Origin of the sequence: Cognatundibacterium curvum (genome assembly GCF_014284235.1) — a bacterium.
GTDB classification, from domain to species: domain Bacteria; phylum Pseudomonadota; class Gammaproteobacteria; order Burkholderiales; family Burkholderiaceae_D; genus Undibacterium; species Undibacterium curvum.
Genome location: NZ_JACOGD010000002.1, coordinates 409,725 through 434,807, shown reverse-complemented (window position 1 = coordinate 434,807; position 25,083 = coordinate 409,725). Strand labels below are relative to the sequence as shown.

The following is a 25,083-nucleotide window of genomic DNA, read 5'->3' as shown; positions in this document are numbered from 1 at the left end:
TTTAGTTACTTTTAATTCTTCCACTGCATCACTTGCCCATTTTGGCGACGACGCCAGCCACGGTATCTATAATTTTTTGCGCATTAAATGGCTTCACGATGAAGCCATGTATGCCAGCTTTTACCGCCTCGCTGACGGTTTCCTGATCTTTGTTTGCGGTTACCATCAAAATGCGTGCCTCAGGCACCAAATCCTTCATTTTTGGCAAAATTTCCAGGCCACTGATTTTTGGCATCACGACGTCCAGCAATATGATATCTGGCCTCAGTTTCAGTGCCATTTCAAGGCCACTACCACCATCTGTGGCCTCGCCAACCACGTTATAACCTTCACCACGCAAAACGACTCGCAACACCTCGCGCGTGATGTCATTATCATCAATCAACAGAATAGACACATTTTTGTTCATCATATTTCTCGTTTCTCAGACAGGATACGAAAACAAAGCCAACGTGTTGTTCACTTCAGTATAGCGGGCTTATTGACTCAATGCGTTAGAAAGCAGCTTGGCCGTGATGTCAACGATAGGAATCACGCGCTCATAAGCCATCCTGGTTGGGCCTATCACCCCCAAAGTACCGACTATTTTTCCATTTACACCATATGGTGCCGTCACAATACTCATTTCATCCATAGGCACTAATTGCGACTCACCACCGATAAATATCTGCACCCCGGTTGCCTTACTCGAAACATCAAGCAACTGCAGCAAACCGCTTTTTTGCTCAAACATATCGAACAACTTGCGCAAAGAACTCATGTTCGACGATAAGTCCTGCACATTGAGCAAATTGCGCTCACCAGAAATCACCATGCCGTCTTCCTGATCGGATAAGGCATCACTACCCGCCTCGACCGCTGCCTGCATCAGTCTGGTCATATCCGTCTGTAACTGACGTAACTCGCCGTTCAGACGTAACCTGGCCTCGTCAAAACTGATGCCGCTGAAATTCTGGTTCAGGTAATTGGCCGCCTGCGTCAGTTGGGATGGGCCATAATCTACGTCGGTCAGCAATAAGCGGTTATGTACTTCGCCGTTGGGTGCCACCACGACCAGCAAAATCCGTTTTTCAGACAAGCGTAAAAACTCCACTTGCTGAAACACAGAACCGATTTTTGGCGTCATCACCACCCCGGCAAACTGTGACAGAGATGACAATATTTGCGCCGCATTGGCAATAATTTTTTGAGGTGGTTGAGACAAGCTGCCAGGCTGCAGACGCGATTCCAGCTCAATTTCACTGATTTCCTGCACCGTGAGCAATTCATCAACGAACACGCGATAGCCGCGTGGTGTAGGTACCCGCCCAGCCGAAGTATGCGGACTGGCAACGAACCCCATCTCTTCCAGATCGGCCATCACATTGCGTATCGTCGCTGGCGACAACTCCAGGCCAGATATGCGCGATAAGGCGCGCGACCCTACCGGCTGACCGTCAGCAATATAACGTTCAACCAAGGCTTTTAATAATGTTTGAGCACGGATATCAAGTTGCATCATGTCATTCTAAACCAAGCTGTCACAGAGACAGCTTATTGTGTCTCAAGTGTCTCAAGAATTTGCGCCAGTTCATGCAAATTACTTACCTGCAGGTCTAACTGTATATGCGCCGCTTCAGCAGGAAGCGCAGACAGGGAGTGACGATACATCCAGGCACTACGCAAACCTGCCTGTTGCGCACCCAGCACATCCAGCTGCAAATCATCACCGACATACAGCGTCTGTTCCGGCAACACGCCTAAGGCATCGCAGGCGGCATGAAAAATGCGCGGATCGGGTTTGGCGCAACCAAAGCGGTGTGCGGCCAGTGACACCTGAAAATGTGGCGCCAGCCCAATCTGCTCCAGATCCGCAAAGCCATTGGATACCGTCCCCAGTTGAAAGCGCTGTCCCAGGCTTTGCAAACCTGTCTGCACATCCGGGAACAACTGCACCTGATTGCGTGCATGGGCGAAAACCTGCATCGCTGCATCGGCACGCGACTCTGGTTCAGACTCGCCATGTTCGCGAAATACCTGGGTCAGTAAAGTATGGCGTAAGGCCCACAAATCATAAGAAAACCGCGTGTCGGTGCTGACCAGCTGATTACGGCGCTGACGCAGGCTGTCTATACTATGTACCGCACAGACTGCCGGAGTATGCAGACACATCCAGTCATACAGGCTTTGCTCAGCATGCCGGATCACAGGTGCAACCGGCCATAAGGTGTCGTCCAGATCGAGTAACACCGCTTTTATTGTCATATTCAGCACTCATTTGATTCAAAACTCTATGAATTATGGTCTAATCTGAGCAAGCTCTCCTAGCATTTCGCAAAAATAGCTGGAAAACTGCGTTAGCAAAGGCTCTGATCCGCATGCAATTACTTCAGGGCCAGCCGCAGCAGCGCAGAACTCAATGTGAATTTATGACTGTACACCCAAAAACGATTGCACTTGTTGGTAAGCATAATGCCGCTGGCATCCTCGAATCCATGAGCGAGCTGGCCGCTTTTCTGTATGAGGCAGGCCATACGGTCGTGATCGAAGCAGAGACCGCACAGCATCTGCAAATCGATCAGTTTACCGTCATGTCCGTGGCTGAAATTGGCAAAAGCGCAGACGCTGCGATTGTCATCGGCGGTGACGGCACTATGTTAGGCATCGCGCGCCAGCTGGCACCGTATAACATACCGCTGATCGGTATCAATCAGGGCCGGCTGGGCTTCATTACGGATATTCCACGCGACCGCATGTTGCCGGTGTTGACGGATATGCTGGATGGAAAATACGTCTCTGAACGCCGTTCACTGTTACAAGCCATCGTAGTGCGTGAAGGCGACCAGATTTTCAGCGGCGTGGCCTTCAACGATATCGTGGTGGCGCGCGGCGCCGGTTCCGGCATGGTCGAATTGCGGGTCGATGTCGACACCCATTTTATGTACAACCAGCGCTCTGACGGTCTGATCATCTCCACCCCGACCGGATCGACGGCTTACGCTTTGTCTGCGGGCGGACCGCTGCTGCATCCCAGCCTGCAAGGGATAGTGATGGTGCCGATCGCGCCACATGCTTTATCGAACCGCCCTATCGTGCTGCCGGACAGTAGCGAAATCGTGATCGAAATCGCTGCCGGCCGCGATATCAGTGTGAACTTCGATATGCAGACCTTTGCCAGTTTGCAGCATGGGGACAAAATCATCGTCAGACGTTCAGCGCATAACGTGACCTTCCTGCATCCTCAGGACTGGAACTACTATCATACCCTGCGTGAAAAACTGCACTGGAATGAATACCCGACGGTATCCGGTGCACTCAACTGAAGCTGTAACATGCTCACGGCATTCATACGGTAACAGGACTCACCTATAATGGCGGGAATTGCAGCAGTTTGCGCTCATGTTGTGGCACTTGTTCTTATGCTGCAAACGAAGTTACCTCCGCCATAAGCTGCTGGATTTCCGACCAAATTTCAGACCAACCCTACAGTAACCATCATTGATAAGCGAATGCTATGCTGCGTACCCTAGCCATCCGGAATTTCGTGATCGTCGACCATCTGGAACTGGAGTTTTCCCATGGTTTCAGCGTGCTGACCGGTGAGACCGGCGCCGGTAAGTCGATACTGATCGATGCCCTGAGCCTGAGCCTGGGCGGACGCGGCGATGCCAGTATGGTCAGGGAAGGCGCCGCCAAGGCGGACATCAGCGCAGAATTTTCCACCCATGCCGCCAGTCAGCACTGGTTAGCGCAGCATGAGTTTGCAGATGCCAACGGTCAGCTGATTTTACGCCGCACTATCGATAATGCAGGTCGCTCCAAAGCCTGGATTAATGGCATCACTGCGACAGCCACCCAGTTACGCGAACTCGGCGAGCTATTGATCGACATTCATGGGCAGCATGCGCATCAGGCCTTACTGCGCAATGAAGTGCAGCGTGATTTGCTCGATACCCAAGGTGGCTTACAGGGCCTGGTAACTGAGGTCGCACGGCTGTTTCAATATTGGCGCAGTATCGCCCGTCAGCGCGAAGAATTTGAAACCAATACCAGGAACGTCTTACTCGAACGTGAACGGCTGGAGTGGCAGGTCGGCGAACTCAGCAAGCTGCAGCTCAAGGCTGGCGAATGGGAGCAAATCAGCCAGGAACACAGCAAACTTGCGCATGCTGTCAGCCTGCTCGACGGCGCGCAGCAGGCAGCTGGCGCGATATCGGATGCCGATCACGCGATACTGTCTCAGCTCACTTCAATTCAACAGCGTCTGCTGAAATTGCTGGCTTATGACAGCGCCTTAAAACCGGTGACTGATGCGCTGGATACGGCCTGCATCCATTTGCAAGAAACCAGCTATGCGCTGAGTGACTACCTGAATCGCACTGAACTGGACCCGGCCCGTCTGCGCGAGGTTGAGCAAAGAGTGGATGTGATACACAGCACAGCCCGGCGTTTCCATGTAGCGCCAGATAAACTGCATCTGGAACTGGACACCCTGTCGGCACAATTGCATCAATTGTCCGACGCCAGCGACCTGGAAACCCTACGCCAGCAAGAAGAAAAAGCGCAGCAAGCCTATCTGGAACTGGCGAAAAAACTCAGCCATGCACGACGCGATATCGCAGCCCAGCTGGGACAGGCAGTCACCACCGCGATGCAGGATCTGAGTATGCGCGGCGGCAGTTTTTCTATCGCTTTACAGCCTTGCGAACCGGCGTCTTACGGATTAGAACAAACGGAATTTTTAGTCGCAGGTCACACCGGCGTACAGGCCCGCCCGCTGGCCAAGGTGGCATCCGGTGGCGAACTGGCACGCATATCGCTGGCGATTTCTGTGATCACTTCCTGTGCCACCGCGACGCCCACCCTGATTTTTGATGAAGTCGACAGCGGCATAGGCGGTGCAGTGGCCGAAGTGGTCGGACGTTTACTTAAGCGTCTGGGTCAGGAAAGGCAGGTACTGTGCGTCACCCATTTACCGCAGGTGGCGAGTCAGGCGAATCAACATTTTCAGGTCAGCAAACGGCAAGCTGATGGCAAAACCATCTCCAGCATCACGGCGCTGGACAACAAGCAACGTGTGGAAGAAATTGCGCGTATGCTGGGAGGTTTGGAGATCACAGCCACCACGCGCAAACACGCACGCGAGCTGCTAGCCTCCTGAGATAGGCTATAGCCGTGCATGTAGCGCAGCCTGTAACCTGCGCTGACTGTTTTCAGCCTAGTTTCACTCAATTTCACTTAGTTTCACATAGTTTCAATTAACCGAAAAACTTATTTTACTCACTGATATGCGCTTTTATCCTGAACCCGACTACTCTCATGGCAAGATCGGTAAAACAGCTGTGGTACTGCTTAACCTCGGCACACCGGATGCGCCGGAACGTTCGGCAGTGCGCCGTTATCTGAAACAGTTTTTGTGGGACAGACGCGTAGTGGAAGTGCCACGTCCGGTATGGTGGCTGATCCTGAATGGCATCATCCTGCCCTTCCGTTCCGGGCAATCCGCCAAAAAATATGCGTCTATCTGGACTAAAGACGGCTCGCCACTCAAAGTCCATACGGAAAAACAAGCCTTGCTGCTCAAAGGCTATCTGGGTGAACGTGGCCATGAAGTACACGTCACCTATGCGATGCGTTACGGCTCACCGTCTATCCCTTCGGTGCTGAACAAGCTCAAAGCCGAGGGTTATGAACGGATACTGATCCTGTCCGGTTATCCGCAATATTCGGCAACCACCACCGCATCCAATTTTGATGCCGTGTTCCAGCATTATCAGCAAGTGCGCAATGTGCCGGAATTACGTCTGGTCAAAAACTACCATGATCACGATGCCTATATCGAAGCCTTGCGCCAGTCTGTGCTCAAGCACTGGCAAACCCATGGCCGCCCTGAAAAGCTGGTGATGAGCTTCCACGGTTTGCCTAAGGCTTTTCTGTTACGCGGCGATCCTTATCACTGTGAATGCTATAAAACCGCCAGACTGCTGGCAGAGAAACTGGGGCTCAGTAAAGACCAGTATCTGGTGACTTTCCAGTCCCGCCTGGGCCGCGCAGAATGGCTGCAGCCTTACACCTCGAATGCGGTGAAAGAATTAGCGCAACAAGGCACTAAACGTATCGATGTAATTTGCCCCGGCTTTATCGCAGACTGTCTGGAAACGCTGGAAGAAATTGCGATGGAAGTCAGGGAAGACTTCTTACATGCAGGCGGCAAGGAATTCAATTACATCCCCTGCCTGAATGAGTCACCATCCTGGTTACGCGCGCTGGCAGAAATCGCCGAGCAGCATTTGATAGGCTGGCCAACGATGATGACCGTCAGTCTGCGCGAAGAGCAAAAACAACAGGCATTGATCAGCCGCTCGGAAGCCAAACGGATCGGGGCGCCTTTGTGAGCGCAACTGCCTCAGTCACCTACTTTATCGGCGATATCCAGGGCTGCGCCGATCAGTTACGTGAACTGCTGGAAAAAACCGAGGCACAGACCCCAGGTGCGCGCTATCTGTTTGCCGGTGACCTGGTCAACCGTGGCCCCAAATCGCTGGACAGCTTGCGCCTGATACGCGAGCTGCAACTGGCGGGCCGGGCCGAATCAGTACTGGGCAATCACGATCTGCATTTGCTGGCGGTGGCGCACGGCCTACGCAAACCGCATCCGTCCGATACTCTGCAAGATATCTTGCAGGCGGAAGACCGTGAAGTATTGCTCAACTGGCTGCGCCAGCGTCCGCTGGCCCATCTGGAACAAGGCCATTTGTTGATCCATGCAGGCTTATTCCCGGACTGGAGCATCGCGCAGGCACAGTGTCTGGGCGCTGAAGTCAGTCAGATGCTGCAATCCGACCATTGGCTGGATTTTCTGGCCGTCATGTATGGCAATCAGCCTGATCGCTGGAGCGAGGATTTACAAGGTGCAGAACGCTGGCGTTGCATCATCAATGCCATGACACGTATGCGCTATTGCCATCAGGACGGCAGCATGGACTTTGCCATCAAGGAAGGCAAACGCGCAGCGCCGGATCACTATCAGGCCTGGTTTGATTTACCACGTCAGTCAACAGATCAGTGTGTGGTATTTGGCCATTGGTCTACGCTGGGCCTGATCGTTGAATCCAATCTGATCAGCCTGGACACCGGCTGCGTCTGGGGCGGTCAGCTCACTGCGGTCCGGCTGCATGATCATCATGTGATACAAATCGATTGCCCTCAGCAACAGAAACCGGGTAAAAACAGCTAAAGCCAGGCTAGCCCGGCTTACGGTGGCAAGTCTGCAAAGCGAAAGTCTGCATGAATTTTCTGGCACATATTTTCCTGGCTCAGTACAGCCAGGCCGCCATGTTAGGTGGAATTTTAGGAGACTTTGTGCCGGTACGGCATAGTTTTGATTTTCCAGACGAGATGAATCTGGAAATCAAAATCCATCGCCTGATTGATAGCTATACGGACCGCCATCCTGCTGTGCTGGAGGCAAAAAGCGTGTTCCCCGCTGACAGCCGCCGCTATGCCGGTATTCTGCTCGATATTTATTTTGATTTTCTGCTGTCTGCGCACTGGAACAAGTTCAGTCCACAGCCGCGCGCCAGCCTGATTACCAGCTTTTATCAAGGCATTGCTCAGTACAAAGCCATACTGCCGCCCAGGCTACTCGACATCAGCGATCATATGGTGGCGCATGACTGGCTGGGTGGCTATGCACATTGGGATGGTGTCAGTTGGGCGGTGCAAAGAACCGCCAGACGGCTGTCGCGTAATGGTGATGCGCTGATCGCTGGCTTGCCTGTGCTCAGGGAAGCGCATGATTATCTCGACCAGCAATTCCTGCTGTTTTTCCCTCAGTTGCAGCATTACACAGAAATCAGCCGCGCCGAAATCCGGCTAAACTGTTCAGATTGTCACTAAACGCAGCTGAACCTGCCTGTGTTCGTCATTACAAGACCCTGGCGAGGGTAGCAGCAGTGAAGTTGCGCCCGTCATGGCAGGACCCGAAGCGGCGATGAGCGGGCATCAGGGCTCAGTACAAACTAAAAATTTTGTTTGTACATGTTTTCATTTCGGTAATATTTGTCAACAATATTGAATTTCTGCCGTAAACGAAACACAGCCATACTCATCGACCTTATACTATATCAATATTTTTTTTACAATATTTCACAGAGCGCAGTTTTACTTCGTACTCAAGGCCGGAGTCACAATGCGCCGAACGGGAAATTCATGTTCTGTCGTGAAGGAAAGTAATGGATCCGAACGAGCTTTTGCCTGCTGCGCGCCAGCAGTTTCAGGCAGCTTTTTTGCAAGCGGTAAAGGACAGCCTGCCCACTTTGCAAGAAAATATTTTCAAATTAGCCGAAGCTGCCCGCTCTTCATCAGAGCAGGCAAATCTGCTGCATGCGTACACCATCAGCCGCAAAGCAGATGCCTTACTGGCGCAACTGGAAAACAGCCTGGACGCACTGCTCACACGCAGTTTTCAGACTACCTACAACACTTTTCGGCCCAGCTCCCTGTTGCGCATGGAAAGCAGTGGCTTGTCACTGCTGGATTCCAGTGTATTAGAAAATGAGTTGATGCTGAATGAAACTACCGCAAGCTTTCGTACTGAGGCTGAGGATCAGATCCGGGATCTGAATATTCGTATTGCGCTGATTTTTGGCCAGGAAACCATCAAGGAAAGAGAAAACCCATTCCGCCCCTATATCCTGACGCGCTGTATCGCAAATGCGCTGGATGAATTAAAGCTGCAGCCCGATCTGTCGCGTATCATGCATGAGCAACTGGCCTATGTGTTACGCCGATACATTCAGGATATCTACGAAAAAATCAATCAAATGCTGGCCGCACACGGGATCGCGGCTGAACTGCAATTCAAGATCAGAAAAACCGGAGCAGCCCAGGCAGTCCCCGCTTTCGTGGGTAACAATGCAATTAACAGTTCAGCAGAAGCGTATTCTGCTGCACAAGGGGAAGAACAATATCCTGCTCCATATGCCGCTACACAAGCCCTACACCACGGCCATGCCGCAGGCACGAACCCGATGCAGGCCACCAACGGCATGAGCGCCATGCATGGCCAGCCTGGAGGTTTCATGCCATCCATGCCGGATTTGCCCGCACCCGGCAGGCTGGAGCAATTGCTGGCAAAGGTCAGAGGCGTAGCCGCCAGCGGAGCGGCGCCGGCAAATTCGACCAATAACAATCTCTACAATACGGCAGTCATGCCTGCAGCGATGAATATGACTGCCGCGCTGGCTCAGGCTGCCACCGGTCAGACATCAACAGCAAGCGCTGCCAGCACAAATGCAGCGCACACAGGCAGGTCTGCCAGTATGAACCCGGGCTGGCTGGGTAAGCAAGGCTCTATCGGCAAAGCAATTCGTCAGTTGTTTGCACCCGCACATAGCAATCCGCTACAGGCGAATGGGGAACCGGCTGCAGGTGCGCAGCAATTCCATTCGACATCAGACACAGAAGATGGCGGCCCTTTGCCGCAAGCCGTAGCTGGACAGGCAAATCATCAGGCTGACGAATTTACCCCAGCAGCGCCAGGCACCTCAACTGCAGCATCGCAAGCAGCCTGGCAAGAAAATCTGGCGCCAGCACCTGTCTCTGGCATCGTGCAGTCTGTCCATTACCTGCAAAAGGCATTTCAGACACCGGTTGAGCACATGTTCAATCAATACGGCGAAATCCGTAATCTGATTCTCGAACAAAGATCTTCGCTCAATGAAATGACGCAGGATGTTGACGAACAGATGACCATCGATGTGGTCGCCATGCTGTTTGAATTCATCCTGAGCGACCACACCGTACCTGCTGAAATCCGCGCTCAGCTTGGGCGTCTGCAATTTTTGGTGCTGAAAGTCGCCTTACGTGATCCCAGCCTGCTGACGCAAAAAGGCCATCCTGCGCGCATGCTGATCAACCGCGTTGGCTCTATTTCGCTAGGTTTGAAACAGATAGATCCGACTGGTGCAGATATCGCCGAAGAAATCTGCCGCATCGTCGAAACGCTGCTGGATGATGACAGTGAAAGTGCGCTGTTATTTTCCCGCATGCTGGATGAGCTGGATGCCTTCATCGCCAAAAAACTGCGTGAGAGTGACGAGCACATCGCGATCACCGTCAATACGATAGAAGACGTGCAGCACCGCACATTGCGCCTGTTGCACATCAGTGCACAATTGCATGAAGTGCTGCATGTGTTGAACATGGATGCCTACCTTGGACAATTTCTCGAAACCAGCTGGGTACAGGCGATAGAGTTCGCCGAGCGCGCAGACGAAAAACGTGGCCTGCGCTACCGCCTCACAGTACCGGATCTGCTATGGAGTATTTTGCCCAAGCTGGAGCAGGAAGATAAGACTCAGTTATTTGCGTTACTGCCTTTGATTTTGAATACTCTGCGTGAAGGCCTGGGCAATATCGCATTTGCGCCTAAAGAACAACAGCAGTTAATGGACTGGCTGGTTGATGCGCATACCCGTGCTTTGCGGGCGGCGCCCGGCCCGGATAATGAGCGCCTGTACACCCTGCCAGCTCTGCACGAACTATTCTCAGGCTTTGCCTATCAGACTGCGACCATGAAGCATATCGATGCGGAACTGGCCGCCAGTGAAACGCAGAAAATTCTGGAACAGGCAATACAGGATCTGGATATCCAAGTGCAGTTGCTGGATCAGGAAGTAGACCCGGCATTGCTGGCCAGCCTGCCTGAGACAGATAGCGCACTTAATGATGACGTGATACTTGAGCGGCTGCGTTGTGGTGTAAGTCTGGAAGTGAATCTGGGAATTAAACCCACTTCAGGCAAACTGAACTGGGTCGATCCTGAGCAAAATCATCTGGTGCTGAGTCTGACTGGCACGCCGGAGCCATCGGTCGTCAGCGTACGCATGTTCCGGCGTATGATCGCCCATGGCAGAGTCCGTTTCCTGGAAGCTGAACCGTTGTTTGAGCGGGCGGTACAGGCCTTGCTGACCAATGCCGATATGCTCGATGCGCCTGTCGCATGATGCAACTGATGTGGAATGAAAACGAGGCGCAGCTGAGCAGTCACAGCTGGCAGCAAAGACTAGGCACAGTTATCGCTGCCACAGGTATTTGCTATCTGCTGCTGAGCGCACTGCAAGTCAGAACCAGCCATATGCCGGGGAGTCCTGAACAAGCTGAGTTACAGGTATGGCTCCCTGAGGCTGCGAAAGTCCGGCAAGAAACAAGCAGCCCATCACTGAAAAACGCCGCAACAGCCAGCAGTCGAAAAGAACAGCATGAGCCGGATACCGTGCAACAGCAACGGATTTCCCCATCGGCTCAGCCCTATACTGACAAGCATCAGCCGGAAGCAAGCCAACAAAAAATCACGGATGACTTACCATCAGTTCAGCAACAACCGTTTTCAGAGACTGACATTTATGCGGCACCACGCAGCAAATTGTTAAATCCGGATAGCCTGCGCCTTGCTGTGCGTGATGCCAGAACCGATATACAGAAAATGGCACAGGCCTCTGGTCACTCGCTGCAAACGCCGCCACTCAGCGACAGCGAGCGCACGCAACAACAATTACAGCAAGCCACACTGCCAGCGTGCACCGGTCAGGACGCACTGAAATTTGCGCCTGCCAAAGCGGCTGGCATTTCCTTTACAGGCTTGGCGGCACTGCCGTTTGTCACAAAAGCCGCACTCAGCGGCAAGTGTCGCGTAAACTAAGCGGATCTAAGGCTTACAACCAACACTCAGGCTGTTTCCGCTATGTTCAAAGCCTGTTGCGCCGCCATTCTGGCTTGCTGGGCGACTTCACGCCGGTGTGCATCGCGGGTAGGTATCGCTGGCAGACGTATCAGTTCAGCACGCATTTTCGGTGCCTTCAGAATTTCACGCATACTGTCAACGAAAGTCATGTCGCCGATAAAATTCGCCGCCGGGTGGAATTCGCCCTGCATGTCCACATAACGAATCACAAAAGGCTGTACCGGTACCTGTGCTTCAATCGCGGCTTCAAACAGGTTGGCATGAAAAGGTAACACTGTGCCCTGCGCTGCAGTCGTGCCCTCGGGGAAAAAAGCGATGCGTTTGCCGGCCTGTATCTGATGGACCAGACCTTCGTAAATGCGGCGCACTTCGCGTTGTTTGCCACGCGCGAGAAATATCGTGCCGGCTTTTTCACACAGCCAGCCTATCAGTGGCCAGGAGCGAATATCAGACTTGGCGACAAAATGACAGGGATGCAGCGTGTTGATGACAAAGATGTCGAGCCAGGACACGTGATTGGACACGATCATGGCTGGTTCAGCGTGCAATCCTTGGGAGCGATCATCAAACACCACATCGACCGTACAGATAGCCAGCAACCTTCTGGACCAGCGCCGTATCAGTTTCTCTTGCGTGGCAGGAGAGGAAAACGGAAACAACAAGCCACAGGTGAACAAACCTGCGAGCAGGTGAAGAAAGACCCGAAAAAAATGCCAAACGATCATACTGGACTCACCAACCCGCCAGGGAGAGGAAAAACTAAATTATTTACGATAAAACAGAGTTCACGCCAGCACTATGATGCAATTGTTGTAAAGCAAGCGAATTTCTGTGCGCCTGAATTCAACAACATTAGCCTGACGCGGCCAGATCAGGTCTGACCAGGCGGCAATCTCACCCCAGCTGACACCATGTTTTATGCGGCGAACTGCGGAAGCGAAAAGAAGCTTGAGAACTCTGAAAAAAATAAAACGCCGGAGCCCTTCTGTGCTCCGGCGCGATCAACATGGATTAGCGCTCAGCGTACTCGTAGGCGATGCGACCTGCCACCATCGTCATTCTGACCTGACCCGGTAACTCATACCCCAGGAAAGGCGTGTGTTTGCCCTGACTGAGCAGGCTGGAGGCCTGTACTTTCCAGCGGGTATCCGGGTCGAATACACAGATATCAGCATCAGCACCCACTTGCAGACTGCCGCCAGCGATGCCAGCCACCTTCGCTGCATCACTGGTGATTTTACGGATCGCAGTCGCGATACTGACTTCACCGCGACTGTCTTCGGCCCATTTTAAGGCCAGTGACAACAGTAATTCCAGACCGGTTGCACCAGCTGAAGCTTCGGCAAACGGCAGCAGTTTTTCGTCATCGTCGACCGGCGTGTGATCGGAACAAATGGCATCAATCGTGCCGTCTTGCAGTGCCGCTTTGATCGCATCGCGGTCACGCTGGCTGCGTAAAGGAGGATCAATACGCGCATTGGAATCAAAGAAGCCGATATCTGCATCGGTCATATGCACATGATGTGCGCTCACGTCACAACTCAGCGGCAAACCTTCTTTCTTAGCCTGACGGATCAGTTCCAGTCCTGCAGCAGAAGAAATACGGCAGACATGGACTTTTGCGCCGGTTGCGCGCATCAGCTCAAACAGCGTATGCAAGGCGATAGTCTCTGCCATCACTGGCACACCGGATAAGCCCAGACGCGAGGCCAGCGGCCCTGCATGCGCTACCCCACCACGTCCGATATAGGCATCCTGTGGACGCAACCAGACGGTGTAGCCAAAAGTACTCGCATACTGCAAAGCGCGCTGCAGCGTATTGGTATCTGCGATCGGATGCTCTGCTTGAGAGAAACCGATACAACCGGCCTCAGTCAGCGCTGCCATCTCCGTCAGGGACTCGCCTTTGAGGCCTATAGTCAGTGCACCCAATGGATATACATGGGCTTTATGCTGGGTATGGGCACGCTGCCTGAGCATTTCCACCAGACCGGATTCATCCAGCACCGGATCAGTATCCGGCGGACAGACCAGGCTGGTCACACCACCGCGCATCGCGGCCTGTAATTCAGATTCCAGTGTGGCCTTGTATTCAAAACCGGGTTCGCGCAAACGCGCACTCAAGTCCACCAGGCCCGGCGCCAGCACCAGACCACTGGCATCAATGATGCGCTCAGCCGCGAAGCCAGCAGGTGCGCTACCCAGTGCGACAATTTTTCCATCTGCGATAAACACATCCTGCACTGCATCTGTGTTGCTTGTCGGGTCGATCACACGACCATTTTTAATTTGTAATTGCATACTCATCTCCTCAGGCATCGCCACCGCTGTTACCAGCAACAATACTCATCACCGCCATACGCACGGCGATGCCGAAAGTCACTTGTGGCAATATCACAGCCTGCGGTCCATCGGCAACAGCAGAGTCGATTTCCACGCCACGGTTCATCGGTCCCGGATGCATCACGATCGCATCCGGTTTGGCCAGCTCCAGACGTTCCGGTGTCAGGCCGTAGCTCTTGAAATATTCTTGTGCGGATGGCAGTAAGGCACCACTCATGCGCTCATTCTGCAAGCGCAGCATGATGATCACATCAACGCCCTTGAGTCCTTCATTCATGTCGTGGAACACGCGTACACCCATCTGCTCCAGACCGCCTGGCAACAAGGTACGCGGGCCGATCACGCGCACTTCCGGCACGCCCAGCGTGGTCAGGGCATGGATATCGGAACGCGCCACCCGGCTGTGCAGTACATCACCGACGATAGCCACCGTCAGATTATTAAAATCTTTTTTGTAGTGACGGATGGTGTACATGTCGAGCAGCCCCTGAGTCGGGTGCGCATGACGGCCATCACCAGCGTTCACCACGTGGACATGATGCTGACGCGTGTCATTGAGATGTTTGGCGATCAGAAAAGGCGCACCGGACGTCGCATGTCGCACCACAAACATATCGGCATGCATGGCCGCCAGATTGTCTATCGTATCGAGCAAAGATTCGCCCTTGCTGGTACTGGACGCCGCGATGTTGAGGTTGATCACATCGGCAGAAAGACGTTTCGATGCGATTTCAAAAGTAGTCCGGGTGCGGGTAGAGTTTTCAAAGAACAGATTGAACACGCTTTTACCACGCAGCAGCGGGACTTTTTTCACTTCGCGGTCACTGATACTGACGAAGGAAGAAGCTGTATCCAGAATGTGGTAGATGATGGATTTCGGCAAACCTTCGATAGTCAGCAAATGCTGGAGTTCGCCGTGTTTATTGAGCTGAGGATTATGCATGGTCGATAGAGATACTCAAGAGGCCATCGTCTGCGCGGTGCAGATTGACAGAGACAGCTGGTTCAAAGGCGGCAACATGGGCAACGAAATCGGCAGCAACCGGCAATTCGCGGCCACCGCGATCAACCAGCGCAGCCAGCATAATGCGGGCCGGACGGCCGTAGTCAAACAACTCGTTAATTGCGGCACGCGTGGTGCGCCCTGTGTATAACACGTCATCGACCAGAATAATCTGCGCCGCATCGACTGCGAAGCTGATCTGGGTCGGTCTGACTTCTGCGTGTAAGCCTTTAGCCGCATAGTCATCACGATAAAACGAAACATCAATCATGCCAGCCGGTGTGCTTAAGCCCAGGTCACGCGCGAGGCGCTCCGCGATCCAGGCACCACCGGAATAAATACCAACCACAGCCAGTCCGGATGGATCGGGAAAAGCCTGTTGTATCTGCTGCAGTAATTGCGCATACAGCGCCTCTGCATCCAGCGTAAGGGTAGGAGTAGATGTACTCATGGTGTCTCATCAAAGTATTGTTGCAGAATCAGGGCGGCAGCATCGTCATCGATGTGTTCGCCGCGTTGTGCGTGCAGGACTGCGGAAGTGTAACGCTCATCGACCAATACAACCGGTACGCCATAGCGGCCATTGAGCTGATTCGCGAAGCGCTTGCAGCGCACGCTCATTTCATGCTCTGTGCCATCAGGATGTTTGGGCAAACCGACGACACATAACACCGGTTGCCATTGCTGTATCAGCTTACTCAGTGCGGCGAATTTCGCATCATTGCCAGGTGCGTGAATAATCTGTAAAGCTTCCGCCTGGCGCAGCAAGGTATTACCCACTGCGACGCCTATCCGTTTCAGACCAAAGTCAAATGCAAGTATGCTGCCCTCTGGAGTAGTCATCAGGCATGCCCCGCTTCAGCTGTCAGCATCCAGGGATCGATACCTAATAAACGAATCGCGGCCTGATAACGTTCCTCGACCGGTAAATCAAACAGAATATCCGTCTGGGCAGGCACTGTGAGCCAGCTATTGGCGAGTAATTCCTTTTCCAGTTGTCCGGCACCCCAGCCCGCGTAACCGACGCTGATCAGTACTTTTTCCGGGCCATCACCAGCCGCTACCGCTTCCAGTACATCGCGCGAAGTGGTAAAGGCGACTTCGGTCGTCACTTTGAGCGATGAGCTGTATTTTCCGGCTGGTGCATGCAGGACAAAACCACGGTCATCCTGCACCGGGCCGCCGAACATCACAGCATGTTTGCCCATAGGATGCGAGTCAGGAATATTTTCCAGTTTCAGATCGATACGGTCGAACAGGCCTGCCACATTCAGGTCAGTGGGACGATTGACCACCAGTCCCATCGCGCCGCGTGGATTGTGCTCGCACAGATAGACCACAGCGCCGGCAAATACCGGGTCTTGCAAAGAAGGCATGGCAATCAGGAAGTGATTACTCAGATTTAATTCAGCAGCCTCAGCTGCAGCGGTGTCAGAAGAAAGCGGACTGCCGGGATCAGAAACAACAGGAGCAGACGTCGTACTGTCTTCCTGGGATTCAGTTTGGAGGGATTTTGTGTGCTTCGCCATAGCCGCCATTTTAGCAGTTTTAGCGTGCTTTTTCGATGTGTGATAATGTGCGCCGGATACTAGGAAGCCTGCGCACAGTAATATAAGACGTGGGTTCCAGCCCCCTAAACCTGATCTGTTCTGTATGACTAAGACTCCTAATTTTCAGCGCGCATTGGTCTGGTTCCGCCGCGATTTGCGTCTGCACGACCATGCAGCGCTGTATCACGCCTTGAAGCAAAGCCGCGAAGTCTGTTTTGCTTTTATTTTCGATAAGTCTATTTTGCAAGACCTGCCAGCCGATGACAGGCGGCTACGCTTCCTCCATGCCAGCGTGCTCGAGTTACAGCAATTGCTACGCACACGTGGCGGTGAACTCATCGTACGCTACGATGCAGCTGAAAGCGCGATCCCTACACTGGTACACGAATTGGGCATCGATGCGGTGTTCGTGAATCGCGACTACGAACCTGCAGCCATCGCACGCGACCAGCGTGTAGCGACGCAGTTGCAAGCGCAGTCCTGTGCATTCCTGGACGACAAAGATCAGGTCATTTTTGAACAGAATGAAGTCCTGTCTCAAAGCGGTACGCCATTCTCTGTCTTCACCCCGTATAAAAATGCGTGGCTGAAAAAATTCTATGCCGAAGGCAGTGATTTCTATGCGCGTGCCTATCCATCCGATGCTTATTGTCAGCAGTTACAGGCGCCGCTGCGCAGTGAAGTCCCGGGTCTGGCCGAAATGGGCTTTGCCGCCAGCCTGGATGAAGATTTAAAAATAGCCAGCGGTGTCTCCGGCGCTGAAGCACTGTGCGAAGCATTTCTGCCACGGCTGAACCACTACGATGTCAGGCGTGATTATCCTTCTGTAAAAGGCCCATCCTACCTGAGCGTACATCTGCGTTTCGGTACGATTTCGATACGCCAGCTGGTCAGGCACGCGTTAGAAGCGATACGGACTCAGGCCAGCAGTGGCGCGGAAACCTGGCTATCGGAGCTGATCTGGCGGGATTTTTATTTCATGATACTGCACCACCATCCACGTGTAGTACAACATGCTTTCAAGCCCATTTATGACGCTATCCAGTGGGAGCAAGGTGCACAGGCAGATCAGCATTTTGCGGCCTGGTGTAGCGGTAATACCGGCTATCCGCTGGTCGACGCCGCGATGCGGCAGTTGAATCAGTCCGGTTACATGCATAACCGCTTACGAATGGTAACCGCCTGTTTTCTGATCAAGGATCTGGGCATAGACTGGCGGCGCGGCGAAGCCTACTTCGCACAAAAATTACTGGACTTTGATCTGGCGGCTAACAATGGTGGCTGGCAGTGGGCCGCGTCTTCAGGCTGCGATGCGCAACCTTATTTCCGGATTTTTAATCCCATCACCCAATCTGAGAAATTTGATGCGGACGGCAAATTCATCACACGCTATCTGCCACAGCTGGCCAGACTGGATAAGAAAAGCCTACACGCACCGTGGAAAGCCGCGCCCATGTTACTGCAGCAGGCCGGCATCAAGCTGGGTGAGAATTACCCCTATCCCATCGTTGAACACGATGTCGCGCGCCAGCAAACACTCAGCCGTTACGCAGTCGTGAAAAATCCAGCTGTTTCTGGCGACAGCTAAGTAAGAAGCAACAAATGCACAATAAGTCACCACAACAAAAAAGCGGAGACTAACTCCGCTTTTTTGTTTATTCAAATACCCAGTCTTCAAACCATCAGACGATGACGGCATGCTCCTGTCCGACAAAATGCACGATCGCAGCTAATAAGTCATCCTCACGGTAAGGCTTACCGAAATACTCATTCACACCCAGCTCCTTCGCATAATTACGGTGTTTATCCGCGGTACGCGAAGTGATCATGATGATAGGAATATGGCTGGTACGACTGTCACTGCGCACGTTACGGGTCAGATCGAAACCATCCATACGCGGCATTTCAATATCCACCAGCATCACATCCGGCGTGACCGATTGTAATTGCTCGAGCGCGTCGATACCGTCTTTGGCCAATATCACCTGATAGCCTTCACGTGTCAGCAAACGCTGGGTCACGCGGCGCACAGTCAGCGAATCATCCACCACCATCACCGTATGCTGGGTACGCAAACCCTGTACCGGTTCGCTACGCACAGGCTGCACCGCTTCCTGATGATGCAGATCAGCCACGGCACCCGGCACGGCTTCCACGCCCGCCTGTGGCAGACGCGCACGTTCAGTTTCGAAACGCTGCGCCAGTGGTACCGGATTCAGAATCAACACGATTTCACCGGAACCCAGCACCGTTGCACCGGCAATACCTGCCATACGCGCCAGCTGCGGGCCGATGTTTTTAACCACCACCTCGCGATTACCCAGAATTTCATCGATGTGCAAAGCAACGCGCTCAGTACCGCTCTTCATGATCAGCAAAGGTGTGTATTGCTGCGCCATCGGCACCACCTCACGATGTCCAAGCAGCGATGACAGGAAATGCATCGCTACCCGCTGACCCTGCCACATGACGGCACCATCGTTATATGCATTCGCCAGCGCATTCGATTTCAGATGCTGTACCTGCTCCACCAATACAGAGGGAACGGCAAACGTACGGCCACCGGCGGACAACAATACAACCTGCGTCACAGCCAGTGTCAGCGGCAAGTGAATCGTGAATTCCGCACCCTGACCGCTGCTGGTGGCGACTTCGACACGGCCACCTAAGGATGCAGCTTCGGAACGTACCACGTCCATACCAACGCCGCGCCCAGCCAGCTCAGTCACTTCAGATGCGGTAGTGAAGCCTGGCTCAAAAATCAGGCCAGCGGTCTCAGCTTCACCTGGCTCATCATCCAGACTCAACAAGCCCACGCTCAGGGCTTTTTCACGGATAAAGTTCAGGTTCAGCCCCTGGCCGTCATCCTTAAAGCGGATCACGACCTCGTTACCTTCCTGACGGATTTCTATCAGTAACTCGCCGGTTTCATTCTTACCTGTGGCTTTACGCTGCTCACGGCTTTCTATGCCATGCACAATCGCATTTCGCAGCAAATGTTCAAACGGACCTACCATTTTTTCCAGAACGCCACGGTCCATTTCTATGTTGGAACCACGGATATCCAGATTGACGCGCTTATCAAGTTCTTTCGCAGTCTGTCGGGTCACACGGTATAAACGCTCAGACACACTGGCAAACGGGATCATACGCACACGCATCAAATCCTGTTGCAATTCACGGGTCAGACGGGCCTGCACATGCAGATTACCGGAAGCGCCATCGATGGTACGGGTCAGATTGGTCTGCACCGTCGCCACGTCGCTCACGCTCTCGGCCATCATACGGGTCAGCTCCTGCAAACGCGTGAAACGGTCGAACTCCAGCGGATCAAATTCGCGGTCGCCGGAATGTGCCATACGCGAAGTAATCTGGGTTTCCGCCTGAATTTCCACTTCACGTAACTGGGAACGCAGACGGTTCACGTTTTCGGTCAGCTCACTGAGCGAAGCACGCAGGGTGCCAACTTCGTTTTCCAGACGTGAGCGCGAGATCGACACTTCACCGGCCTGATTGACCAGGCGATCCAGTACGTCAGCGCGCACGCGCACCAGCGGTACCGGACCGGTTGCAGCCGCCGGAGTAGCAGCTGGAACAGCTGGCGTGAAACTGGTTTTCTTCACGCCGTCTGTATTCAGTGGCATCAATGGCGTCAGACTGACCATATCGCGCGGTTTAGCCGCGGGTTCAGCTTCACCAGCCACCATCGCTTCCTGGAACTGATCGAGTTCTTGCGCAGCTGTCAGCGGCACATCGCTTGCGACCGGCTGGGCAAATGCTTCAGGATTTTGCAGCTGATCGAACATTTGCATGCTCAGATCGTGGCGTGCCATCAGATCATCCAGCAAAGGCAAACGTACCGTACTACCGGCAGCCATCAGACTTTCGATGCGGGTTTCCATATCATGGATATGCTGTCCCAGTCCCATCGCACCAGCCATCCTTGCACTACCTTTGATGGTGTGCATCAGACGCGCGATCGCCTGTGGCGTCGCACTGTCAGCCGGATTATCCTGCCAGCTGCGCAATAACTGCCCTACCATAGGTAGCAAATCCTGTCCTTCTTCGATAAATACCGGCAGCAAATCCTGATCCAGTTCATCATTGATCTGGATGCCAGCGGTGTTTTCACTGACAGTCTGGGTATCAATGAGGTTGATACTGCTGGCGACAGGTTCCGGGGAAGGCTGTGCATGCTCAGTAGATTCCGCTTGCACCAGCTGTTCAGCGGCATCGTCATGCATTACAGACAAATCGGACAAATCCAGACGCTCATTGGTGGAGGTGATGAATTCCTCATCCGCACCTGCATCCGAGCGGCTGATCACATCCTGCAATAAGGCTTCCAGCTGTTTGACTTCATCCGGCGCATAATCGGCCATTTCGGACAAGGCAAACTTTTGCAGCATGCGTTTGCCCGTATCCAGCGCGTGATCCAGCACATCATACTCATGGGCTTGCAACACCACAGAGTGACGCGCCAGACGCTGCAATACCAATTCCAGGCTGTGCGCAAGTTCTTGCAAAGGCTTGAGTCCAACCGTGGCAGAACTGCCCGCCAGTGAGTGCGTCGCATGAATCGCATGGGTGGTCACAGGCCGGTAGGACTCATGACGCCACTCCGCGAAATCCTGGCTCAGGAAGCGCACGATTTCATCGGTTTCTGCCATGTAGATAGAGAACAGCGGCAAACTGATTTCCAGATCACCGATGCGCTTAATATTGTCATCCAGTGTGACTGCCGGTTTGCTTAAGTCAGGGAATTCAATGATTTTGGCGCCGTTCTGAACAGGTTCCACCGTTTCAGTTTGCGCTGTGACTTGTGCCAGCTGGTCTTCCGGCATAACAGACTCTGGGTTCGGTTCATCCGGTTGTTGTGCTGCCTGTTGCATTTCGGCGCGCACTTCAGCATCGATTTCCGCCAGTATCTGCGCAGTCAGTTCCGGTTCAGACGGTAATTCCGACGCCAGGATATCAGCAGTTTCAGTTTCAGGCCCAGAAACTGAGGCAGCAAGCTCTTCAGCGGTAACAGTAAATTCATTATCAGCTGTTTCAGGCAAAGTCAGCTCAGGCAAGCTGTCCGGCGGTGTATCGCTGTGCTCAGGCAGATGTTCAGGGCTGACTGGCGGCATCAGTGCATCCGTTTGGAATTCTGCTTCCGCATGTGTCCCGGCCAGCGGTTCAGCGTCAGGTGTAAGTACCACATGTGCCAGATCAGCCGGTACCTCAGCCGCAATTGTTGCGAGCTCAGTATCTTCTGACAGTGCCGGCACATCCGACAGTGTAGTCAGTTCCGGCAACGCTGTATCCAGGCTCACATCCGCGACCACATCCTCAGCCACATCAGCAGCCAGGTCATCCATCGCCAAGGCCGCCGCCTGCAAAGGCGCAGCGATCGTTTCCGGGAACTGATGCGGTGTACTTGCAGTAAGTTCAAATTCCGGTGAGGCATCTGCAATGAACGGCTCTGCCTCGATCACAGCTGCTGATTCCAGCTCAGCGCTTGGCGCGACATCTGTTATGTCCAGCTCATGCACAGCAGCCTGATCGCTCTCGTGCGTGTCTGTCAGCGCATTTGCAGCTATATCAGCTATATCAGCTATATCACCAATAACGCCATCAGCAACGATTTCATGTGCGTCGTCTGCAGCAGGGCCCGCTGCTATCTCTGCACCAGCTTCAACCGATAAACCGGCTTGCGCCGTCAGCGCTGCATGATCCGGCGCCAGCTGTTCAGCAATGCTATCCAATTGCGCGCTGTCAGGCTGAACCGGCTCAGCAAACTCAGCAAGCTCAATGACTTCAGCGCCGGTATCTGTGGCCTCTGCGACCTCATGAGGTGCAACAGCTGCCGGTGCCAGGGTCTCAGGCACATCTTCATAGTCAAGTCCGGATTTCACACGCTGCGCAGCTTCGATAATCGCAGCGCCTGTACGGTGCGACCAGGCTTGTTGCTTCAGTTCTTCGGTCCACAATGCCAGCTCATGGGAAGCACGCTCCAGCAAGCGATACAAATTCTCATTACCTGGCTTAGATTCGGACAGCCAGATATTCATGACCTGTTCAATATGCCATGCGGTCTCGCCAAACACATTCAGGCCTACCATGCGGCTGCTGCCTTTGAGTGTGTGGAAAGAACGACGCAGGCTGGTCAGGTATTCCTGATTATCCGTGTCTTTACGCGACAAAGGCAAAGTCTGGCCGACGAATTCCAGCACTTCTTCCGCTTCGCCCAGGAAAATTTCCAGCAATTCGGCATCGATCGCTTCTTCCGATTGTGGCAGCGTATTCAGCGCAGCAGGTGCGGCGGCTGCCGCAGCCTGTGTTTCGCCCGCCACCAGATGCTGCAAACCGGAATGCGCTTCATCATCTGCATTATCCAGCATGGCAATCGCTGCGCGTGCGCGGTCACTCGCATCGGCATCATCCAGCAGGGTCGCCACTTTGCGCTCCGACTCCAGCGATTGCTTTAATTGCTCCTGCAAATCCTGATCTTCCGGATGCGCCACTAAGGACGCAGCCAGACGGGCTGATTCCTGTTGCTGATGTGCCAGCTCTTGTTCTGCAGTCTGCACAGCGGCGGCCTGACCTGCGGTATGCGCGGTTTGCACATCTGCGTTAGCTGGCAACAACTCTTTCTGTACCGGGGCTTCGAGTAAATGGGAACGGAACACACCACTGTCAGGATCAAAAGTGAATTTCTTCCTGGCGGTTTCGGGCTGCGTCTGCATCGTTTCGATGAAGAAGCTCAGGGCACCGATATTCTGCGCCACCTGACGATGACTGGCTTCCAGTTCCGGGCTAAGCTGCCCGTCTTCCGGCGCGACAAATTGCGTAATCAGCGCACGGGTATGCTCCACTGCACGCATAGCATCATCCTGATCCAGGATCGCCAGCGCACCACCGATCTGATGCAAGGTACCATCGACTGGTTTGAGTAAGTCAGTCTGTTCCGGATGACGGAAATATTCATCCAGATTTTTTTCAATCTGACGCAAGCTGGCCTGCATCTCAGCGACCAAGACTGACATGGTCTGACGCTGCTGTGCTTCACGCGAGATTTCGCCCATCCAGGCGGCCTGGGATTGTGGTTCATCGCCAGACACGACTGACAATAAACGAGAGGTGATCTCTTCCGAACGCTCCGCAAAATGCGCTGGTAAACGGGTAATCTGATCCAGTGCATTTTCGACGAACAGCAGGCTGGTCGCGAGTTCAAGCGCGAGCTTGTTGCCATCTTCCGAATGCGCGACATGACGCGCAATACCGCTGAGTTCACGCAACAGTTTGGACAGCGCAGGAGAATTCAAGCCACTGCCGGTTTCAGCCAGGTCTTTCATCTTCGCCGAGAATTTATCTGCCAGACCGGACTCGCCGTTGGCAATGCGCCCCCACAGATTTTTCACTGCAGTCAATTGCTCTTTCGCGCTGCTCAACACACCAGCTGCGATCTGACCATAATTTTTCTGGTCATAATCGAGCGGTACAGTGTTATTCAGTGCATAGGCCTGACGCACACGCGCAACAAAAGGCGTAGGCTGTTCGACCTGGGCGATAAAAAACAGCGCATCACGTAACAGACGTTCCGGTATCGTGGTGACACCCTCGACCAGACGGCGTATCTGTAAATTGATACGGCCAAAAATTTGCTTCACATATTGCTGATTCGGAATGCTGCCTGTCGCTACCGATTCGATGAAGGCACGCATCACCACCCAGAAGGCTTTGGCCTGCGGGTTAGACTGGACCTGATCGATTTCAGCAACCAGCTCTTGCATCGCCAATGCGGCTTCCTGCTGTTTTTGCGCATCTTTAGCAGTCAGCACCGTCAGCAATTGTTTTTCAAAACGCTGACGCAAACCGTTGTAGGCCGGTGCCGGACCAGTATGCGTAACGGTCAGTTCAGGGATTTTTTCACGTACTGCGAGTGCAGGGAAAAACAGGTCGGCCGGATGAATACGTTCGGCACCTTTCAACTGCAATAAGCCACGGTAGTAAGGGAACAGACGGACTGGCTGATGACTGGCGCCAGACAGTAAGTCTTCCAGATAGCGCAATACCGCATGAAAAGCATCCAGGATAACGTCTATATTTTCCTGGTTGAGATCGAGCTGCTTTGCCTGCAGGCGCTCCAGTAACTCTTCTATGGTTTCTGTGACGATGGCAACGCCATCAATATCAACGATCTGTAAAGCACCATGCGCCTGATGCAGATAATTTTTCGCATGCAGTAAAGTCGTGGTGCGGCTTTCCTCATCCTGCACCAGGGCCTCAGTCAGGAACTTGCCTGAATGATTAATCGCTTCACGGATATCCGCCATTACCCAGGACAGAGGTCCGGTGTCAAACTGTTCTTCTGACAGCTCAGGCGAATTGGAAAATTCGTATGTCATGCGTACTCCGCAAACTCAAGCGGCAATGAAGAAATCTTCATTGCCTTGCAAAAAGACAGGGGCAACACT

The 25,083-nt window shown here is 53.3% G+C and carries 18 protein-coding genes; 8 read left to right on the top strand and 10 right to left on the bottom strand.

The features are described from left to right. Window positions 1-28 precede the first annotated feature (28 nt). From H8K43_RS05085 to H8K43_RS05075, 3 genes are all read right to left on the bottom strand, one after another. Window positions 29-412 carry a response regulator gene (locus H8K43_RS05085; RefSeq protein ID WP_186902829.1) on the bottom strand — a complete coding sequence of 128 codons (384 nt, stop codon included), beginning with the start codon at window positions 410-412 and terminating at the stop codon, window positions 29-31. A 66-nt stretch (window positions 413-478) separates the two neighbouring features. Beyond that, the gene (hrcA, locus tag H8K43_RS05080) at window positions 479-1,498 is read right to left on the bottom strand and encodes a heat-inducible transcriptional repressor HrcA (protein ID WP_186903029.1); all 1,020 of its coding nucleotides are present in this window, start codon (window positions 1,496-1,498) and stop codon (window positions 479-481) included. A 35-nt stretch (window positions 1,499-1,533) separates the two neighbouring features. Continuing rightward, window positions 1,534-2,244 carry an HAD family hydrolase gene (locus H8K43_RS05075; RefSeq protein WP_186902828.1) on the bottom strand — a complete coding sequence of 237 codons (711 nt, stop codon included), beginning with the start codon at window positions 2,242-2,244 and terminating at the stop codon, window positions 1,534-1,536. A 164-nt stretch (window positions 2,245-2,408) separates the two neighbouring features. On the opposite strand from H8K43_RS05075, the gene H8K43_RS05070 reads away from it, so the two are divergent. From H8K43_RS05070 to H8K43_RS05040, 7 genes are all read left to right on the top strand, one after another. Continuing rightward, window positions 2,409-3,302, top strand: coding sequence for an NAD kinase (locus H8K43_RS05070; protein ID WP_186902827.1), 894 nt, complete (start codon window positions 2,409-2,411; stop codon window positions 3,300-3,302). A gap of 191 nt (window positions 3,303-3,493) precedes the next feature. Next, on the top strand, window positions 3,494-5,140 hold the full coding sequence (recN, locus tag H8K43_RS05065) for a DNA repair protein RecN (protein WP_186902826.1): 1,647 nt from the start codon (window positions 3,494-3,496) through the stop codon (window positions 5,138-5,140). Between the two features lie 127 nt (window positions 5,141-5,267). Next, window positions 5,268-6,374 (top strand): ferrochelatase, encoded by a 1,107-nt coding sequence (hemH, locus tag H8K43_RS05060; RefSeq protein ID WP_186902825.1) that lies wholly within the window; start codon window positions 5,268-5,270, stop codon window positions 6,372-6,374. Next, window positions 6,371-7,216, top strand: coding sequence for a symmetrical bis(5'-nucleosyl)-tetraphosphatase (locus H8K43_RS05055; protein WP_186902824.1), 846 nt, complete (start codon window positions 6,371-6,373; stop codon window positions 7,214-7,216). The genes hemH and H8K43_RS05055 overlap by 4 nt, the downstream gene beginning before the upstream one ends. A gap of 50 nt (window positions 7,217-7,266) precedes the next feature. After that, a complete protein-coding gene (locus H8K43_RS05050; RefSeq protein WP_186902823.1) occupies window positions 7,267-7,878 on the top strand; it encodes an acyl carrier protein phosphodiesterase in 612 nt (203 codons plus the stop codon). Window positions 7,879-8,213: 335 nt separating this feature from the next. Continuing rightward, the gene (locus H8K43_RS05045; protein WP_186902822.1) at window positions 8,214-10,988 is read left to right on the top strand and encodes a DUF1631 family protein; all 2,775 of its coding nucleotides are present in this window, start codon (window positions 8,214-8,216) and stop codon (window positions 10,986-10,988) included. Beyond that, window positions 10,985-11,683, top strand: a complete 699-nt coding sequence (locus H8K43_RS05040; RefSeq protein ID WP_186902821.1) for a hypothetical protein — start codon at window positions 10,985-10,987, stop codon at window positions 11,681-11,683. Before H8K43_RS05045 ends, H8K43_RS05040 begins: the two co-directional genes overlap by 4 nt. A gap of 26 nt (window positions 11,684-11,709) precedes the next feature. Here the strand turns inward: H8K43_RS05040 and H8K43_RS05035 are convergent, their stop codons facing one another. The 6 genes from H8K43_RS05035 to H8K43_RS05010 all read right to left on the bottom strand — a co-directional run bounded on the left by H8K43_RS05035 (window position 11,710) and on the right by H8K43_RS05010 (window position 16,609). Further along, on the bottom strand, window positions 11,710-12,450 hold the full coding sequence (locus H8K43_RS05035) for a lysophospholipid acyltransferase family protein (RefSeq protein ID WP_186902820.1): 741 nt from the start codon (window positions 12,448-12,450) through the stop codon (window positions 11,710-11,712). 286 nt (window positions 12,451-12,736) lie between these two features. Next, complete coding sequence (locus H8K43_RS05030; RefSeq protein WP_186902819.1) at window positions 12,737-14,026, bottom strand: dihydroorotase; 1,290 nt, start codon at window positions 14,024-14,026, stop codon at window positions 12,737-12,739. A gap of 10 nt (window positions 14,027-14,036) precedes the next feature. Beyond that, window positions 14,037-15,011, bottom strand: coding sequence for an aspartate carbamoyltransferase catalytic subunit (locus H8K43_RS05025; protein ID WP_186902818.1), 975 nt, complete (start codon window positions 15,009-15,011; stop codon window positions 14,037-14,039). Continuing rightward, on the bottom strand, window positions 15,004-15,522 hold the full coding sequence (gene pyrR / locus H8K43_RS05020; protein WP_186902817.1) for a bifunctional pyr operon transcriptional regulator/uracil phosphoribosyltransferase PyrR: 519 nt from the start codon (window positions 15,520-15,522) through the stop codon (window positions 15,004-15,006). The genes H8K43_RS05025 and pyrR overlap by 8 nt, the downstream gene beginning before the upstream one ends. Then, entirely contained in the window at window positions 15,519-15,914 is a 396-nt protein-coding gene (ruvX, locus tag H8K43_RS05015) for a Holliday junction resolvase RuvX (protein ID WP_186902816.1), read from the bottom strand. Before ruvX ends, pyrR begins: the two co-directional genes overlap by 4 nt. Beyond that, window positions 15,914-16,609: a YqgE/AlgH family protein gene (locus H8K43_RS05010; protein WP_408058484.1), complete on the bottom strand. Its 696-nt coding sequence runs from the start codon at window positions 16,607-16,609 to the stop codon at window positions 15,914-15,916. The genes ruvX and H8K43_RS05010 overlap by 1 nt, the downstream gene beginning before the upstream one ends. A 115-nt stretch (window positions 16,610-16,724) precedes the next feature. Between H8K43_RS05010 and H8K43_RS05005 the strand changes: the two genes are divergently transcribed. Further along, window positions 16,725-18,209, top strand: coding sequence for a cryptochrome/photolyase family protein (locus H8K43_RS05005; RefSeq protein ID WP_186902814.1), 1,485 nt, complete (start codon window positions 16,725-16,727; stop codon window positions 18,207-18,209). A gap of 94 nt (window positions 18,210-18,303) precedes the next feature. Here H8K43_RS05005 and H8K43_RS05000 read toward each other — a convergent pair whose 3' ends face one another. Continuing rightward, on the bottom strand, window positions 18,304-25,014 hold the full coding sequence (locus H8K43_RS05000) for a hybrid sensor histidine kinase/response regulator (protein WP_186902813.1): 6,711 nt from the start codon (window positions 25,012-25,014) through the stop codon (window positions 18,304-18,306). Between the last annotated feature and the right edge of the window lie 69 nt (window positions 25,015-25,083).

Bases quoted from the DNA above. Each gene is read 5' to 3' on its own strand.
- H8K43_RS05035 (WP_186902820.1), bottom strand. From the start codon at position 12,450: ATGATCGTTTGGCATTTTTTTCGGGTCTTTCTTCACCTGCTCGCAGGT.
- H8K43_RS05045 (WP_186902822.1), top strand. From the start codon at position 8,214: ATGGATCCGAACGAGCTTTTGCCTGCTGCGCGCCAGCAGTTTCAGGCA.
- H8K43_RS05025 (WP_186902818.1), bottom strand. From the start codon at position 15,011: ATGCATAATCCTCAGCTCAATAAACACGGCGAACTCCAGCATTTGCTG.
- H8K43_RS05040 (WP_186902821.1), top strand. From the start codon at position 10,985: ATGATGCAACTGATGTGGAATGAAAACGAGGCGCAGCTGAGCAGTCAC.
- H8K43_RS05005 (WP_186902814.1), top strand. From the start codon at position 16,725: ATGACTAAGACTCCTAATTTTCAGCGCGCATTGGTCTGGTTCCGCCGC.
- hrcA (WP_186903029.1), bottom strand. From the start codon at position 1,498: ATGCAACTTGATATCCGTGCTCAAACATTATTAAAAGCCTTGGTTGAA.
- hemH (WP_186902825.1), top strand. From the start codon at position 5,268: ATGCGCTTTTATCCTGAACCCGACTACTCTCATGGCAAGATCGGTAAA.
- pyrR (WP_186902817.1), bottom strand. From the start codon at position 15,522: ATGAGTACATCTACTCCTACCCTTACGCTGGATGCAGAGGCGCTGTAT.
- H8K43_RS05000 (WP_186902813.1), bottom strand. From the start codon at position 25,014: ATGACATACGAATTTTCCAATTCGCCTGAGCTGTCAGAAGAACAGTTT.
- H8K43_RS05075 (WP_186902828.1), bottom strand. From the start codon at position 2,244: ATGACAATAAAAGCGGTGTTACTCGATCTGGACGACACCTTATGGCCG.
- H8K43_RS05030 (WP_186902819.1), bottom strand. From the start codon at position 14,026: ATGCAATTACAAATTAAAAATGGTCGTGTGATCGACCCGACAAGCAAC.
- H8K43_RS05010 (WP_408058484.1), bottom strand. From the start codon at position 16,609: ATGGCGGCTATGGCGAAGCACACAAAATCCCTCCAAACTGAATCCCAG.
- recN (WP_186902826.1), top strand. From the start codon at position 3,494: ATGCTGCGTACCCTAGCCATCCGGAATTTCGTGATCGTCGACCATCTG.
- H8K43_RS05050 (WP_186902823.1), top strand. From the start codon at position 7,267: ATGAATTTTCTGGCACATATTTTCCTGGCTCAGTACAGCCAGGCCGCC.
- H8K43_RS05085 (WP_186902829.1), bottom strand. From the start codon at position 412: ATGATGAACAAAAATGTGTCTATTCTGTTGATTGATGATAATGACATC.
- ruvX (WP_186902816.1), bottom strand. From the start codon at position 15,914: ATGACTACTCCAGAGGGCAGCATACTTGCATTTGACTTTGGTCTGAAA.
- H8K43_RS05070 (WP_186902827.1), top strand. From the start codon at position 2,409: ATGACTGTACACCCAAAAACGATTGCACTTGTTGGTAAGCATAATGCC.